Genomic DNA, 16,485 nt, shown 5'->3' on the forward strand with positions numbered 1-16,485 from the left:
GGAATATGAAAATTTCGATTCTAACAAAATGTTCGATTGCGGCAAAATAGCAATAATCGGAGGCGGAAGCTGGGCAACGGCCATAGCCAAGATTGTGATAGGCAGGACCAATCACATCGGATGGTACATGCGACGTGACGACAGCATTGAAAACTTCCGCAGGATGGGCCACAACCCCAACTATCTTACGAGTGTCAGGTTCAATGTTGACAACATTTTCTTCTCAAGCGACATCAACAAAATAGTAGAAGCCTATGACACTCTTGTGTTTGTCATACCGTCGCCCTACCTCAAAAATCATCTCAAGAAACTCAAGACACGCCTGCGCGACAAGTTCATCATCACAGCCATAAAAGGCCTTGTCGCAGACGACAACCTTGCATGCTCGGAATTCTTCCACAACGTTTACGACGTTCCAATAAGTAATCTGGCATGCATCGGAGGTCCGTCACACGCAGAGGAGGTGGCGCTCGAACGCCTCTCCTATCTCACCGTAGGCTGTTCCGACCAGGAGAAAGCACAGGCCTTTGCCGATGTCATCGCATCCGACTACATCAAGACAAAGACCAGCAGCGACCTGCTTGGCATCGAATACTCTTCAGTGCTGAAGAATGTCTACGCCATTGCGGCAGGCATATGCAGCGGCTTGAAATACGGCGACAACTTCCAGGCCGTGCTCATGGCCAACGCAGTACAGGAGATGTCACGCTTCCTTTCTGCCATATATCCGCTCGAACGCAATGTTTACGACTCCGTATATCTGGGCGACCTGCTCGTTACCGGCTACTCCAACTTCTCGCGAAACCGTACATTCGGCACGATGATCGGAAAAGGCTACAGCGTAAAGAGCGCACAGATCGAGATGGAAATGATAGCCGAAGGTTTCTTCGGCACAAAATGCATGAAGGAGAAAAACAGACGCATGCACGTCAATATGCCCATACTCGATGCTGTCTACAACATTCTTTACGAACGCATCAGTCCGCAGATAGAAATTAAACTTCTCACCGACTCCTTCAGATAAAACCTTTCTGTAAGGTACAGACAACGGAATTTACACATAACAGACAACATAAAAAACAACAACGATGAAAAAAATCATCTTAGACATTACCAAAGCATCCTCATTCCTCAAGGAGGGTGCCGTTAAAGCTTATGAACAGCAAGTAAACGAGGCACGCCGTTCTCTTGAAGAAGGCACATGCCCCGGCAACGATTTTCTCGGATGGCTGCACCTGCCGTCATCGGTAACACCCGAATTCATCAATGAAATACAGGCCGTAGCCGACACTCTCCGCGAGAAGTGCGAGGTAGTTGTGGTTGCCGGCATCGGCGGAAGCTACCTTGGAGCACGCGCCGTCATCGAAGCCCTGGGCAACTCTTTCTCATGGCTCGTCAACGACAAGAAGAACCCGACAATCGTCTTTGCAGGCAATAACATCGGTGAAGACTATCTCTACGAACTCACCGAATACCTCAAGGACAAGAAGTTCGGAGTAATCAACATATCAAAATCAGGCACAACAACCGAGACAGCCCTCGCCTTCCGTCTGCTGAAGAAGCAGTGTGAGACACAGCGCGGCAAGGAAGAGGCACGCGATGTTATCGTTGCCATCACCGACGCAACAAAGGGTGCAGCACGCGCCGCTGCTACAAAAGAAGGCTACAAGACATTCGTCATCCCCGACAATGTGGGCGGCCGTTTCTCAGTGCTCACTCCGGTAGGTCTGCTGCCTATCGCCATCGCCGGCTACGATATCAAAGCCCTCATCCAGGGTGCTGCTGACATGGAGAAGGCTACTGGCATCGACGTTCCGTTCGACGAGAACCCTGCTGCCATATATGCTGCTACCCGCAACGCACTTTATGCACAAGCAGGAAAGAAGATTGAAATCATGGTGAACTACCAGCCGAAACTCCATTTCATGAGCGAATGGTGGAAGCAGCTCTACGGTGAGAGCGAAGGCAAGGACGGTAAGGGCATCTTCCCGGCATCATGCGACTTCACCACCGACCTTCACTCAATGGGCCAGTGGATACAGCAGGGCGAGCGTTCTATCTTCGAGACAGTGCTGAGCGTAGAGAAGGCTAACCACGAAGTGCTCTTCCCAAGCGACGAGGAGAACCTCGACGGCCTCAACTTCCTTGCCGGAAAACACGTTGACGAAGTGAACAAGATGGCTGAACTCGGAACACGTCTGGCTCACGTTGACGGCGGCGTACCTAACATCCGCCTGTCTATCCCTGAGCTCAACGAGTACTACCTCGGACAGATCATCTACTTCTTCGAAATCGCATGCGGCATCAGCGGAAACGTACTCTGCGTAAATCCGTTCAACCAGCCGGGCGTTGAAGCATACAAGAAGAACATGTTCGCACTGCTCAACAAACCGGGTTACGAAGCAGAAAGCAAGGCCATACAGGAAAGACTGGCCAAAGAAGCATAAACCATGTGTGCATGATAGACATAAAAATAAATGAATATATAAAGAAGCACAGCTTTGGGCAATTCAGTCCCAAGGCTGTGCTTTTTGACATGGACGGGGTTCTCTACGACTCCATGCCCCATCATGCCATCTGCTGGAAGCAGGCAATGGCCGAGTTCGGCATCGACATGCCAGAGGCCGACACCTACAAATACGAAGGTATGCGCGGTGTAGAGACCATCCAGATAGTAGTGAAAGAACAGCAGGGACGCGACATCAGCGAGGAAGAAGCGCAGGCCATGTACGACGAAAAAGCCCGTCTGTTCGGACTAATGCCTGAGACTCCGATAATGGAAGGCGTGAAGGAACTCATGCATCAGATAAAGGCCGACGGCCTGCAGATAGGCATTGTCACTGGCAGCGGCCAGCGTCCGCTCATCCAGCGTGTGCTCCACGACTTCGCCGACTTTGTGGACGACCGTCACATTGTGTGCGCCTACGACGTCAAACGAGGCAAACCCGCACCTGATCCTTATCTCATGGGGCTTCAGAAAGCCGGCGACCTGCAACCGTGGGAGGGCATTGTCGTCGAGAATGCTCCTCTCGGCGTGAAGGCCGGAGTGGCCGCACAGATATTCACTGTGGCCGTAAATAGCGGACCTCTGCCCGACTCAGCCCTCGCCGACCAGGGCGCAAACATTGTCCTGCCACGCATGACCGAACTGTGCCGCCTGTGGCCTGAGATAGCTGCATACAGTCACCGATAAACACAAAAAGAAAAACGGACAAGACACTCCGACGCGTGCCATCATGTGCACCAGCGTCCTGTGTCCTGTCCATCTTTCTTTCTACGTTAAATCTATGCTTCCGTTCCTTATTCCGATGGTCAGATGACAACGGCTGTTCCGCTGCATGTCACCATGAGCATTGAGTTGTTCTGGCCTATCGTCTCGTAGTCAATATCTATTCCCACCACGGCATTGGCACCCATCAGGCGTGCTCTTTCGGCCATCTCCGACAGCGATGTGTCCTTTGCCTCAGCCAATACTTTTTCGTAAGTGCCGCTGCGTCCGCCGAAGAAGTCGCGCAGACCGGCCATGAAGTCTTTGAAAACATTGGCACCGATGATGGTTTCTCCTGTCACAATGCCCTTATACTCGCGTATCGGGCTTCCCTCTATTGTTGGTGTTGTACTTAATACCATATCCTTATATTACTTGTTTATACGACGGCAATGGCCACCGGCCGCTCCGCCATGATGCTTGCCCTGCATCGGGCATACGTTTGTTCCATTCTTGCTGTTGGGACACGCCGTTGCATTGGCACATCCTGTCGCACGCGGACATGTGCCTTTCTTGTCACATGTAGCTGCATTAGGACAGTTCTTGCATGCCTCTGTGCATCCCGCAGCCTTGCCGCATTTTGCAGCGCACTTGCCTGCATTAGGGCAGTTCTCTGCATTAGGACACTTGCCAGCCTTGGCACAATTAGCCACATTAGGACAATTTGCCGCGTTAGGACATATATTCTTTGTGGTCTTGCCGTCATTGTTTGCGGCAACAGCATTCACACACTCGCTACGATGCGGACATGCCACATTCTTGTTTATCGCCGTCTTGATGTCCTGCGCAAAGGCTATAAGCGCCACAAACGCAACGGCAGTCAATACTACTAACGATTTTTTCTGCATAATAACAATTTGTTTTACTGTTTGTCAATATTCTCTGTGAGGACGTCCGTCTGCCACTCTCTTACGAAGCGGAAAAGACATAATCCCCACGTTTGCAAATATAGCATGAAATGAGTTCGGAAGCAAATTATACAACATTTTTTAACTTCGTGTATTCACTTACACACTGCATCATTTTATCTTCTTCAGTTTCATTCCGTATTTATCTCTGAATTCCATTGAGGCATTATAGCTTGTCATATATTTATTAAGCACTGTCCCCGACACCACATAACCACTTACCTCATACGAAGAACCGTCATAATCGAAATTGAATGAGTATTTGATTTCATATTCCGGATTATTTATCAGCTCGGCCTTAATATTGTACACTCTGGCTGTAAGATTCTTTATCGTTTCTCTACTGTTCTTATCAATTATCTTAAGTGATTGTATCATTATAATGCCGCCCTCATACGGTGGACATTCTATATCAGTATACACGCTAAGATCCAACAATGTCCCATCCTTAAAGTCATAGAAATCACCGGCTCCCATTCTGGACATCGGATTCAGCTTATGAAGTTCATAGCTTGACTTGTAAATACTGTTGTACTTCTTACAAGTAATCTTTGCATAAGGAAAATGGTTCCTTTCTGCATAAGACACTGCATCATATTTCTTCTTTCCTCTATATTCCAACACTTTTATAAGCGAGTCAGCCAATACCTCTCGCTCCGATATGTGGTACTCATTCTTAATATCAAAAGTAATGATATAATCATCATATATAGACATTCCCAATACCGCGCACACACTGTCGAGCACCTCATACTTCTCTTTCTCCGTCATGAGTCGGTCATCCGACTGACTGGAAAAAACACCAAACGCGCATACCTGCACTGCCGCAACCATGCCCATGATTGCCGAAACAATACTGCGTAAATTAATGTTCACCATACTTTTCAATTTATAATTGATAATAAGAAATAATATTTACCTATATAATACAAAGAAGAATATAACTATCCTCACACAAAGTATAGTGCATATAAACAGCACAGAGCCGAATGCTGGCGGGAGAATGCAAGGCTTCTATCACACAGTTATCTCCGCCGAGCCTATGCAACAATGATGCCTCTCGTCGTAAACCACGCAGAACTGACCCGGCGCAACGCCCTGTATGGGTGTCTGTGAATGAACAATATATGAGCCCTCGCCCGTACGTTCGAGCCGTGCAGGATGATATTCCGGCGTGTGGCGTATCTTGAACGTGACGTTGCACTCCGGCGCGTCGCCCCACGGATTCATCGTCAGGAAGTGGAAATCGTGCACCTTGAAGTCGGTCTTATAAGCAGTGCGCGGCTCATATCCACGGCTCACGTAGAGTATGTTGCGCTCCACATCCTTCTTCACTGCGTACCAAGGACCGCCGCCGAAACCCAAACCATGGCGCTGCCCTATGGTGTGGAACCACAGTCCGCGGTGCTGTCCTATCTTCTTTCCGGTTTCCAGTTCGAGCACGTCCCCCGGATTCTCGCCCAGATAACGGCGTATGTAGTCGTTGTAGTTTATCTTTCCGAGGAAGCAGATGCCCTGCGAATCCTTGCGCTTCGCGTTTATCAGATGCTCGCGCTCGGCAATCTCTCTCACCTCATCCTTCATGTAATGACCTATCGGGAATATGGCTTTGCGCAGCTGCCAGTCGTATATCTGCGCCAGGAAGTCGGTCTGGTCCTTCACAGGGTCAGGACTCGTCACGAGCCATTTGCGTCCGTCTATTATCTCGGTCTGTGCATAGTGGCCCGTGGCTATGAGGTCGTAGTTGTGACCCATCTTCTCGTCGAACGCACCGAACTTTATCATTCTGTTGCACATCACGTCGGGGTTTGGCGTATATCCCGCGCGCACCTTGTCCATGGTGTAGCGCGTCACGCCGTCCCAATACTCCCTGTGGCAGTCCACCACCTGCAACTTACAGCCATAGCGCGCGGCCACAGCGGTCGCCATCTCCAGGTCTTCCTCGCTCGAGCAGTCCCATTCCTCCTGCTCCTCCGGTCCTATCTTGATGTAGAAACAATCGGGATGCAACCCCTTACTTGCGAGTTCGTACAACACCACCGAACTGTCCACGCCGCCCGAAAGCAACACGGCGATGCGCTTGTCGTATATGTTTTCGTTCATATTGTCGTGTATGATTATTATCCGTATGCAAACTTACGGATTATTTTTCATATTCCGACGCATGCAGGCAGGAAATGTGACGGGCGGCATGTCCGGCGCGGAAACAACCGCGGAGAATCTACCCTGATGTTTGATTTTATTTTTACAACAACCCTCTCATAGCTCGAATATTTTCGAGCAGGAGCACACTTGGACGCGTACAGACGATTCTCACGAAGTTACGTAACTAATTGACAGTCCGCCACTTACGCATTCCATTACTCTTATGTACCTTTTATCGGGCTGCGAAATGGCCTTTATTAAGGTACGATACAGGCTTTATTACCTCCCGATTAGCTTCATTTCGTGCCATGATATGCTGCATTTTGCGCATCAAAAAAGCCCGTTTAGCATTGCTTACTGGTTTTCCCGACGTTTTTGTCCACACTTAACCGCCACGAAAAACACCATTTCTCATTTTTCAATTTTCTATTTTGCAAGTAAAAGCGGGTGCTTTTTTTGGTAAAAAATTTTTACAAAACGATTCTGCAACATTATATATATTGACTGCCATAGAGCCGTGCCACGGGTGTCGGCCCACCTGCCGAGGCGCTCCAATCTGTGAAAAAAGGATGTTGAAAAAGAAAAAAATCATTATTCTCCGAACGGTTGTGCCTCTCGGGTGTATGCACTTTCAGAAAACGACAAACAAACACAGACATGATGAAAAAGATAAAGACATTAGCATTGGCCGTATGTATGATGACGGCAGCAGGCGCCGTCGCACAGACAACGCCCGAAGAAGTGAAAAGCCCTATCGTGGCCGAGAAGACGGCTGAATGGTATGACAACCAGACAAAGGCGTGGGGCGAGGTAGTGAAAACCGACCCAAACAACGAGAACGCATGGCGCAACTACTACCAGGCGGCATTTTACAAACGCTGGTACAACGAAACCGACTCCACCGCACTCACGGTGCTCGCCGAAATGAAAAAAGCTGTACCCGACTCCTACATATACAACTACTGCGCCTTCCGCGAATATATGGGCGCTCCGGAAGACACCATATATGCCGAAAAAGCCATAGCGCGCATGCCGGAAAAGATGGGATACGACGAATACAACACGTGGCTGGCCTACTACGCCAAAGAGAACGACACCCGCCGGCTGGCTGATATCTGCAAGGCTTACTATGAGTCAGGGCAATATTCACCGGGTATTCTACAATACAACTACAACGAACTGCAGGGCATGGACGAGGGCGGAATATACATCGGCATCGGCGACGCCGTGCTCATACCCAAGTGGTTGCTGCAATACGGCAAGGGCGTACACACCGACAAGATAATAGTATGCGCGCCGTTCCTCTTTATGCGCAATTATCGCGAACATCTGTTCCAGCAACTCGGCATCGGCGATGCACCGGAACCGAAAAAGCCCGTGACCGACACAGAATCGGGCGACGAATACATAAATCTACTCTTGGACACTATACGCCGCAAGTCAGGACGTCCGCTATACTTCTCTCCGCTGGGTAGCACAGATCCGTGGCTCGACAATCTTTACAACGAAGGACTGTTGCTGAAATACTCCGACAAACCGTATGACAACATGGCAGTGAAACGCCGCAACGTTGAGCAGAGATACCTGCTTGAGTATTTGCGCGAGTCGTTCGTGCCGGACAACTGGACATCGGGCAACCGGCTTTCGGCCAATTATGTGGTGATGCTCAGCGACCTGCTTCCCTACTACAAGACACACGACAAGGCACGCTACGAATGGCTTATGGCCACCCTTAGGGGCGCAATAAAACGGGCCGCACTGCCGTTGGATATGGAAAACAAGTATCTGAAAATGCTCGACAAATGACGATTTTCAGTCTGAGACGCGCACAACGCACCGACGAACAGCTCATGACGGCAGCCGCACGTGGCAGCGACGATGCCTTCACAGAACTCTACAACCGCTACGCAAGGCGGTTGCAGGGTTTCTTCATGCGCCAGCTCAGGGGCGACCGCGAGGCTGCCGCCGACTGCACCCACGACGTTTTTCTGCGTGCCTACGCCGCACGAACGTCGTGGAGGGAGGGCAGAAAGGTGGACGTGTGGCTGTTCACAATAGCCTACAACATCTGCCGCAACATCTGGCGACACGGCATACACGAGGCTGCATACATGGAGACTCAATCCGATCCGCCCGTGACTGACAGTGAGGCAGAAGCCGAACTCGACGCCGAACTGTTCAGACAGGCACTGCGTACAACGCTCACCACGCTGCGGCCCGACGACCGGATGATGTTCTCACTGCGATATGAAGAGGAACTCACCGTGCCTGAGATAGCACAGATATACGCCATGCCCGAGGGAACGGTGAAATCACGACTGCACAGAATAATGACAACCATAAAACAGAAAATGAAACAATATGAAAATAAATGACAAGGACATAGCGCGCATGGCACGCCGGATGCGCGATGAGGAGAACGGGAGTCTGCACGTAAGACAGTGGCGGCGCAACCGCAAGAGCATGCCGCAATGGCTCGTGGCTCTGCCCGCAGCGGCTGTCATAGGATTTCTTGCTGGATTCTTCACCGGCTCGAAAAGCGAACCGGAGGACATGCGTATGCTCTCGCAGCGCATCGATACGCTCTACATAACCCGGCAGGCGGAGAAACCGGAAACCACAGACTCTGGCACACTGAAGAACACCGGCCTCGCCATAGAGACAAAAAGCAGCAGTCCGGGCACGTCCGCCAGACGTGACAGCAGCGGCAAATCAAAATACGTCACGGGCCTGCCTGCCTCGAAAGACGGCATCAGGTACGATATGCTCGTGATGCAATGAGCATTGCTTTCTATCTTTCATAAAGATCAATCCATGCGCAGCAGTCTGATGGTTCAGGCTGCTGCGCTCTTTTTTATTATGCCGGTAAGGGCTTCGGCTTTCATAATTATGCAGTGAAAGTCCGGTGCACAAAGCGCTCACACAAGGCTGTACGCCATTCCATTCACCCCAATACGCACCTTATATATGAACAGAAAGAAGCATGCAGTGTGTTAATTCACGTTAAATCAGTGCGCAATATATTGCTCCGTAATAAACAAAATGCTATATTTGCGATATCAAAATGATATCAAAACTAAAACAACTAAATTATTACACTTTTATGGAAAATAAGGAATTTACATTCAAGGGAACGACACTCAACGGCTTTCTCATGCTGTTTGTCAATTTGTTTCTCACCCTCGCGAGCATCGCACTCATCGTGCTTGGCATCAACATCGGCGAATCTGCATGCGGTATCACCACCGGTGTGAGCGGCGGTTTGCTCGTGATTGTGGCACTGATAATGTGGTGCGGCATGATACAGCTCGAACCAAACGAGGCCCGTGTGATGATGTTCTTCGGCAAATACAAAGGCACATTCACCCGCGTCGGCTACTTCTGGGTGAACCCGTTCATCTCTACAAAGAAACTGTCGATGCGTGCACGCAACCTCGACGTGGAACCGATAAAGGTGAACGACAAGACGGGCAACCCGGTGATGATAGGTCTTGTGCTGGTATGGAAGCTCAAAGACACATACAAGGCTATGTTCGAAATCGACTCACAGACAATGGCACAGTCCGGCAACCAGAACGCTGTAGGCAACTCAGTATCGAGCGTTATGAAGGCATTTGAGAACTTCGTGAAGATACAGAGCGACGCCGCACTGCGCCAGACAGCCGGTCTGTATGCCTACGACGACAACGAGCACAGCACAGGCGAACTGACTCTGCGCAGCGGAGGCGAGGAGATAAACAAACAGCTTGAGGAGAAACTGGACGAGCGTCTGAACATGGCAGGCATCGAAATTGTGGAGGCACGCATCAACTATCTTGCTTATGCTCCCGAGATTGCAGCCGTAATGCTGCGCCGCCAGCAGGCATCGGCCATAATCATGGCAAGAGAGAAGATTGTGGAAGGTGCGGTATCGATGGTGAAGATGGCGCTCCAGAAACTTTCCGACGAGGAAGTGGTGGAACTCGACGACGACAAGAAGGCCGCCATGGTGAGCAACCTCATGGTGGTACTCTGCAGCGACGAGTCTGCACAACCGGTGGTAAACACAGGTACTCTGAATCATTAAGACAACAGGCCGGCACCATGCCGGCCTTAAAACAAAGGATGACACAACTGGTCATGACTACATTCTGACATGGCAAAAAAGGAAACAAAAACCAAGAACTTCATTCTCAGAATCGACGCCGATATGATGAATGCCATAGAAGCGTGGGCCGCCGACGAATTCCGCAGCACCAACGGACAGCTGCAATGGATCATAACGGAGGCCCTGCGCAAAAGCGGACGCCTGAAGAAAAAGAAGACCGTAAAAAACGAAAACGATGAGACAGAAGAATAATCAGAACAGAATAAAGGTGTACCGCACCATGGAAGGGAACATCTTTGAGGCGGTTACGGCTGTAATCTTAATCGTCATGTGGACAATAGCTCTGACCAGACTGAAGAGCATGGACGAACCTGTCACATTCCTTTCTGACGAAGAAAACAACACATCCACACGGATGATAGCCGGCAGCATCGTCGCCACCGTACTTTCGCTGTTGTTTCTGGTTTCGGCATATTTCCCTGACAGAATGATAAATATGCGTATCGACGTGAAGAACACCGCGCAATATGCGCTCATGATACGTATGTCAAGAATAATGGCAGTGGAGACAGCTGTAATCTTCCTCGGTAGCATCGCGAACGTGGGAAACGACAGATCGATATATCCCGCACTGCTTGCCATAGCTTTAAGCGTTACGCTCATGATATTCAGAACACTCATAAAAAGAAAAGGATGAAAGTTGCATTTACATTCATATCCGCCATACTGCTGGCCATAACGGCCGACATTAAGGCTCAGACGCCCGACGGACAATGGTCGGGCGATCTTGTTTTAGGACAGGGAAAAAATCTGCCGCTGGTACTGAACATCGGTACCGGCAGCGACGGAAAGCCGTGTTGCACACTGGACAGTCCCATGCAGGGGGCTGAAGGAATAAAGACAGAGGTGAACGTTCTTACGGCGGACTCCATCAACATAACCGTGCCCGACATCGCGGCAACATACGCCGGACGCGTTACAAAGGACGTGATAATGGGATGCTTCACACAGATGGGCATGCCATTCAAGCTCGACCTGAAGCGTGGCGGCGTAATGATAAACAGGCCCCAGACGCCTCAACCGCCACTGGGTTACACCACACAGGAGGTGAGCTTCGAGAACAAGGCAGCGGGAGCCGTGCTCAGTGGCACACTGACATGGCCAGAAGGCTACGACGGAAAGAAGCCTGTGCCGGTGGTGATTATGGTGAGTGGAAGCGGTCTGCAGAACCGCGACGAGGAGGTGTTCGGCCACAAACCGTTCCTTGTCCTGGCCGACCGGCTGGCACGCAACGGCATAGCATCGCTGAGATATGACGACCGCGGAACGGGAAAATCTACCGGTGACGCCTCCAAGGCCACAACATCCGACTTCATGAAGGATGCAGCGGCAGGCCTGGAACTGCTGCGCAGTATGGACGGAAAATTCTCCCGTGTTGGCGTAATCGGTCACAGTGAGGGCGGACTGATAGCTTTCATGCTGGCAGCCGACGGCAGGACCGACTTCATTGTGAGCATGGCAGGGACGGGCGTGAAGGGCGACACGATAATAGCCGGACAAAGCAACGACGCACTCAGACGCACAGGCCGTCCTGCGAATGTCACTGCGACGGACATAAGAAAACAGGCGGAGACAGGCGGCAACGCATGGCTCAGATACTTCGTCGACTACGATCCGGCGGACGTGATAGCCTCAACAACATGTCCGGTGATGGCTCTGAACGGAACGATGGACACACAGGTGAGACCACGCCTCAATCTTGACAGAATAAAGAGCCTGCTTCCGCACAACGCGAAAAACTCAATAAAGGAATATGACGGCCTCAACCATCTGTTCCAGCACTGCACTACAGGATTTGCCGATGAGTACGGAACGATTGAGGAAACAATGTCGGAAGATGTGATGAAGGATATTGCCGGCTGGATAAATTCTTTATAACGACACTGCGCCGGCCGGCACATCAGTATGCCTCGCGATATTTGTTCTCGTCCTTGTCTTCGAGCATTGACAGATAACTCTGGTAACGGCTGGCGGCGATGTAATGGTCTTCAACAGCTTTAAGCACAGCACATCCGGGTTCGTGGGTATGCGTGCAGTTGTTGAAACGGCAGTCCTTGGAGAAATGGAATATCTCCTTGAAATAGCTGGTAAGCTCTTCCGGCTCCATGTTGAACGTACCGAAACCTTTTATACCCGGTGTGTCGATGATGTATCCGCCGCCGGGCAGAGGCAGCATCTCGCTGAAAGTGGTGGTGTGTATGCCCGTGTTGTGGGCGTCGCTTATCTCCGCCGTGCGAAGATTGACTCCGGGCAGCAGTCTGTTTATCATTGTAGACTTGCCTACTCCACTGTGTCCGCTGAGCAGAGTGATGCGGTCGTGCAACAGAGTCATGAGCACATCCATGCCGTCGCCGGTCTCGGCCGACACCGGAACACACTTATATCCCACTGTCTCATAAAGGTCCATCATCATCTGCTGATAGCGCATGAGGTCGTCGTCGAGAAGGTCTGTCTTGTTGAACACGAGCACTACGGGCACACTGTAAGCCTCGGCCGTGGCAAGGAAGCGGTCGATGAACGTGGTGCTTGTCTGCGGACGCTCCACCGTCACTACAAGAAACGCCTGGTCGACGTTGGCCGCGATGATGTGGCTCTGCTTGCTCAGGTTCTGCGATTTGCGGATGATGTAGTTCTTACGGTCGCCTATGGCTGTGATAAATGCCGTGTCCTGCTGGTTGCGCTCTATTTCGACGTGGTCGCCCACGGCCACAGGGTTGGTGCTGCGGATGCCTTTCAGACGGAAGTTTCCCTTTATCTTGCATTCCACAATATCGCCTTCGACGGTCTTCACCGTGTACCAGCTGCCGGTATTCTTTATCACTAAGCCTTGCATCGTAATGGAGATAAAAATAAAAAAGACAAGAAAGAAAACAAACATAACACGCTGAACGGTATGGCAGAAGCCCTACACCCACCGTCGGAACGGCCGCAAGCATGTCGCGTTTCTTTTCTTTCTTGTCTGCTGATTTATACTGTCATTATTTCTTTTGTCTTTTCATCAAGCAGATCATCAATCTTCTTGATGTACTTGTCGTGTATCTTCTGAAGTTCCAGTTCGGCGTCCTTCTCGTTGTCTTCAGACAGTCCGTCCTTGATGGCTTTCTTCAGTTTCTCCTTAGTCTCGGCACGTGCGTTGCGCACTTCCACCTTTGTCTTCTCGCCAATCTTGTTGCACTGCTTCACAAGTTCGCGGCGACGCTCCTCTGTCGGCTGCGGAATGCCGAGACGGATAATTTCTCCGTTGTTCTCCGGAGTGATGCCGACATCGCTGTCCATGATGGCTTTCTCAATGTCGCGGATAGCCTTCTTGTCCCAAGGACGGATGGCGATGGTACGTGCGTCGGGCACTGATACGTTGGCAACCTGATTCAATGGAACCATCGAACCGTAGGAATTAACCCTCACACCGTCGAGTATGGCAACATTGGCACGACCTGCACGAACACGCGAAAGCTGTTCCTCCAGATACATCGCAGCCATTTCCATACGCTCACCGGCGGCATTTAATGTCTCTTTAACGTCAATCATATCTTTTTTATATTGTTTGTTTATTTGGTTCAGTTGTAATCTTCCACACTACGCCCGGCCATAATCCAAGGCGCTTTCATGGCACCAACCCGCTTGCGGCTGCATGTGACAGCACAGCGTCCGGCACACTGCCGGCACGGCAAACAGGCTTTTTTATTGTTGCAAATATAAATATTAGTTTTTAAACATCCAAATTATTATCTTCGGAATTTATGCTGCATACACTATATATACAGTTTTGCCGGCAGATGCGGAAGGGCTGACAAAACTGAAGAATCAGACTGACAGACAAGCAGAAAATATCCACACGCGTGGATTCACCGCCACGAATATGTCACTGCAAATATTCTGATGGAACACAAGACACAGCTGTGGGCGTCATCATTCTGTCACAGTAGAAACCCTACGGAAACCGGTTGCAATAAAAAACTGCGGCATCAATCGCGTATCGTCGTTATTTCCTTCTGCTGGAAGGAGAACAATATGGGGCACTTTCAGATTTTCATCATCACGCGATTTTTTCATCTGAGTTTTCTGTTCTACCCCAAAAATCCAGCGAATATTTGCGAGCAGACTCTCCCTCGGACGCAAATTCGCGAATTCTGAGCAGCATCTATAAAACACTGAATGTCAATGATTTATATTCAAGAATCATTTTCCCGTCCTGCAATAAGCACCGTTTCAGCATGCGATATAGCCCATATCAGGGGCTGAAACGCACCATATCACACCCTGATACGGGCGAAATCAGACCCTCAAACGGGCTTTATCAGAACGTGAAACGAACTATTCCGGACTGCGCTCCCGAGTATACGAAAAGACAGTACAGCCTGAAATGGCCCCAATGACGCCGTATTCGACATTCTCACACATCTGTTTTGCGATTTTATTTTGTCAAAAAAAAGTCAAGAAAAACTGTAAGTCCGCACTCTGAGTTTTCTCTTAAAGCACCGATATGGCACGTGAGAAAAGACCGGAAAAACATTCGTATGTCTTGAGAGGAAGATTTATCGGTTACGACAACATGAATTTATTATTGCGTGAGCAGATGCACTGCCACGGTTCATTACACCGCGAACAATCCGGCAGTTTTACTTCATACCGTGATGCCTAATAAAGCACACCACCCTCTCAGAATCTCTACAGAGCCAATATTTAATAATTTTATTTTTACAGGAAAAACAAGCCACAAAATCAGAAATACCAATCGTAATATTTTATACATTTTCAGTATTAATCTATAAATAATGTAAAAACTTTTTGGCTTCTGCCTTCTAAATTCGTACCTTCGCACTACCAATACTTATTTACTGTAACTTTTTTCGTGTGACATAATCTTTTGTTGTGACAAAGGATCGTATATGCACATCATGCAATCAGATTAATAAACTAAAAACTGAATAATGAATAAAAAATTGAAATGGAGCCTTATTGCCGTTCTAGCATGCGCATTGGTGGCATGGGGCGTGTACTCGCAAATGCCTAAAACAAATTCAGAACTTGCCAAAGCCGACAAGATAATGCAAGGCAGCAAGGGAAAGAACAAACAACTCAACGTAAACGGAACCATAATAAAAACCGGACCTCTTACTGATGAGTTCACTGTCACAGGAACACTGATACCAGACGAAAACGTAGATCTTTCATTTGAAACGTCAGGACAGGTGGTGAGCATAATGTTCAAAGAGGGTGTCCACGTGAAGAAAGGACAGCTTCTGGCAAAGGTGAACGACAAGAAACTGCAGGCCGAACTCAAACGACTGGTGTCGCAACTCAAGCTCGCAAAGGACCGCGTGTACAGACAGCGCACACTGTTGCAGCACGACGCCGTGAGCCAGGAGGCGTATGAGCAGGTGAACACCGAGCTTGCCACCCTGCAGGCAGACATCGACATAGTGAAAGCCCAGATAGAACTTACCGAACTGCGTGCACCGTTCGACGGAATAATCGGACTGAGACAGATAAGCGTCGGCGCATACGCCACCCCGCAGACGGTTGTGAGCAAGCTGACAAGAATTGTTCCGCTGAAGGTTGAATTCTCCGTTCCGGAACGATACGCAAGAGACATCAAACCGGGAACAAAGCTCCAATTCTCTATCGACGGAGTGCTCCACACATTCCCGGCAAAGGTCTATGCCAAGGAGTCTGCCATCGACATGAACACCCACACACTGACAGTACGTGCCATTTATGCCAACGCCGACGGAAAACTCACGCCGGGACGATATGCCAGCATCAATCTGAAGAAACAGGAGATAAAGGACGCAATAGCCATCCCTTCAGAAGCAGTTGTGCCTGAAATGGGAAAAGACAAGGTGTTCCTCTACAAGTCGGGAAAAGCCCAGCCTGTTGAAATAAAGGTCGGACTGAGAACAGAAGACAAGGTTCAGGTGTTGCGCGGACTTAATGTCGGCGACACTCTGATAACATCAGGAACACTGCAGCTCCGCACCGATCTGCCGGTAATTCTCGATAAGGTTGATTAATGC

The 16,485-nt window shown here is 49.7% G+C and carries 18 protein-coding genes; 11 read left to right on the forward strand and 7 right to left on the reverse strand.

From position 1 onward, the window contains the following. The first annotated feature begins 28 nt into the window (after nucleotides 1-28). From WKT13_RS06030 to WKT13_RS06040, 3 genes are all read left to right on the forward strand, one after another. Nucleotides 29-1,024: an NAD(P)H-dependent glycerol-3-phosphate dehydrogenase gene (locus tag WKT13_RS06030; RefSeq protein ID WP_298619583.1), complete on the forward strand. Its 996-nt coding sequence runs from the start codon at nucleotides 29-31 to the stop codon at nucleotides 1,022-1,024. A 64-nt stretch (nucleotides 1,025-1,088) separates the two neighbouring features. Continuing rightward, entirely contained in the window at nucleotides 1,089-2,447 is a 1,359-nt protein-coding gene (locus WKT13_RS06035) for a glucose-6-phosphate isomerase (RefSeq protein WP_298619581.1), read from the forward strand. A gap of 11 nt (nucleotides 2,448-2,458) precedes the next feature. After that, on the forward strand, nucleotides 2,459-3,193 hold the full coding sequence (locus WKT13_RS06040) for an HAD family hydrolase (RefSeq protein WP_340323246.1): 735 nt from the start codon (nucleotides 2,459-2,461) through the stop codon (nucleotides 3,191-3,193). A 119-nt stretch (nucleotides 3,194-3,312) separates the two neighbouring features. Here WKT13_RS06040 and WKT13_RS06045 read toward each other — a convergent pair whose 3' ends face one another. The 4 genes from WKT13_RS06045 to mnmA all read right to left on the reverse strand — a co-directional run bounded on the left by WKT13_RS06045 (nucleotide 3,313) and on the right by mnmA (nucleotide 6,279). After that, the gene (locus WKT13_RS06045) at nucleotides 3,313-3,630 is read right to left on the reverse strand and encodes a heavy metal-binding domain-containing protein (protein WP_298619577.1); all 318 of its coding nucleotides are present in this window, start codon (nucleotides 3,628-3,630) and stop codon (nucleotides 3,313-3,315) included. Between the two features lie 9 nt (nucleotides 3,631-3,639). Then, nucleotides 3,640-4,116, reverse strand: coding sequence for a hypothetical protein (locus tag WKT13_RS06050; RefSeq protein WP_340323247.1), 477 nt, complete (start codon nucleotides 4,114-4,116; stop codon nucleotides 3,640-3,642). A 171-nt stretch (nucleotides 4,117-4,287) separates the two neighbouring features. Continuing rightward, the gene (locus WKT13_RS06055; protein ID WP_340323248.1) at nucleotides 4,288-5,055 is read right to left on the reverse strand and encodes a hypothetical protein; all 768 of its coding nucleotides are present in this window, start codon (nucleotides 5,053-5,055) and stop codon (nucleotides 4,288-4,290) included. 138 nt (nucleotides 5,056-5,193) lie between these two features. Next, nucleotides 5,194-6,279 (reverse strand): tRNA 2-thiouridine(34) synthase MnmA, encoded by a 1,086-nt coding sequence (gene mnmA / locus WKT13_RS06060; protein WP_340323249.1) that lies wholly within the window; start codon nucleotides 6,277-6,279, stop codon nucleotides 5,194-5,196. A 699-nt stretch (nucleotides 6,280-6,978) separates the two neighbouring features. Between mnmA and WKT13_RS06065 the strand changes: the two genes are divergently transcribed. The 7 genes from WKT13_RS06065 (at nucleotide 6,979) to WKT13_RS06095 (ending at nucleotide 12,346) form a co-directional block, all read left to right on the forward strand. Beyond that, nucleotides 6,979-8,127: a hypothetical protein gene (locus WKT13_RS06065; RefSeq protein WP_340323250.1), complete on the forward strand. Its 1,149-nt coding sequence runs from the start codon at nucleotides 6,979-6,981 to the stop codon at nucleotides 8,125-8,127. Further along, nucleotides 8,124-8,696: an RNA polymerase sigma factor gene (locus WKT13_RS06070; protein WP_340323251.1), complete on the forward strand. Its 573-nt coding sequence runs from the start codon at nucleotides 8,124-8,126 to the stop codon at nucleotides 8,694-8,696. The genes WKT13_RS06065 and WKT13_RS06070 overlap by 4 nt, the downstream gene beginning before the upstream one ends. Further along, entirely contained in the window at nucleotides 8,683-9,102 is a 420-nt protein-coding gene (locus tag WKT13_RS06075; protein WP_340323252.1) for a hypothetical protein, read from the forward strand. The genes WKT13_RS06070 and WKT13_RS06075 overlap by 14 nt, the downstream gene beginning before the upstream one ends. Before the next feature lie 322 nt (nucleotides 9,103-9,424). Next, nucleotides 9,425-10,387: an SPFH domain-containing protein gene (locus tag WKT13_RS06080; RefSeq protein ID WP_340323253.1), complete on the forward strand. Its 963-nt coding sequence runs from the start codon at nucleotides 9,425-9,427 to the stop codon at nucleotides 10,385-10,387. 69 nt (nucleotides 10,388-10,456) lie between these two features. Then, complete coding sequence (locus tag WKT13_RS06085) at nucleotides 10,457-10,660, forward strand: DNA-binding protein (RefSeq protein ID WP_298619561.1); 204 nt, start codon at nucleotides 10,457-10,459, stop codon at nucleotides 10,658-10,660. After that, the gene (locus WKT13_RS06090) at nucleotides 10,644-11,105 is read left to right on the forward strand and encodes a hypothetical protein (RefSeq protein ID WP_340323254.1); all 462 of its coding nucleotides are present in this window, start codon (nucleotides 10,644-10,646) and stop codon (nucleotides 11,103-11,105) included. Before WKT13_RS06085 ends, WKT13_RS06090 begins: the two co-directional genes overlap by 17 nt. Continuing rightward, on the forward strand, nucleotides 11,102-12,346 hold the full coding sequence (locus WKT13_RS06095; protein ID WP_340323255.1) for an alpha/beta hydrolase: 1,245 nt from the start codon (nucleotides 11,102-11,104) through the stop codon (nucleotides 12,344-12,346). Before WKT13_RS06090 ends, WKT13_RS06095 begins: the two co-directional genes overlap by 4 nt. Nucleotides 12,347-12,368: 22 nt before the next feature. Here WKT13_RS06095 and rsgA read toward each other — a convergent pair whose 3' ends face one another. From rsgA to WKT13_RS06110, 3 genes are all read right to left on the reverse strand, one after another. Beyond that, nucleotides 12,369-13,301 (reverse strand): ribosome small subunit-dependent GTPase A, encoded by a 933-nt coding sequence (rsgA, locus tag WKT13_RS06100; protein ID WP_340323256.1) that lies wholly within the window; start codon nucleotides 13,299-13,301, stop codon nucleotides 12,369-12,371. 134 nt (nucleotides 13,302-13,435) lie between these two features. Next, complete coding sequence (gene frr, locus WKT13_RS06105) at nucleotides 13,436-13,996, reverse strand: ribosome recycling factor (RefSeq protein ID WP_298619552.1); 561 nt, start codon at nucleotides 13,994-13,996, stop codon at nucleotides 13,436-13,438. Between the two features lie 381 nt (nucleotides 13,997-14,377). Then, nucleotides 14,378-14,521 (reverse strand): hypothetical protein, encoded by a 144-nt coding sequence (locus WKT13_RS06110; RefSeq protein ID WP_340323257.1) that lies wholly within the window; start codon nucleotides 14,519-14,521, stop codon nucleotides 14,378-14,380. Nucleotides 14,522-15,399: 878 nt separating this feature from the next. Between WKT13_RS06110 and WKT13_RS06115 the strand changes: the two genes are divergently transcribed. Beyond that, nucleotides 15,400-16,482 (forward strand): efflux RND transporter periplasmic adaptor subunit, encoded by a 1,083-nt coding sequence (locus WKT13_RS06115; protein ID WP_340323258.1) that lies wholly within the window; start codon nucleotides 15,400-15,402, stop codon nucleotides 16,480-16,482. The last annotated feature ends 3 nt before the right edge of the window (nucleotides 16,483-16,485 follow it).

Source organism: Prevotella sp. HCN-7019, from assembly GCF_037890215.1.
GTDB lineage: Bacteria > Bacteroidota > Bacteroidia > Bacteroidales > Bacteroidaceae > Prevotella.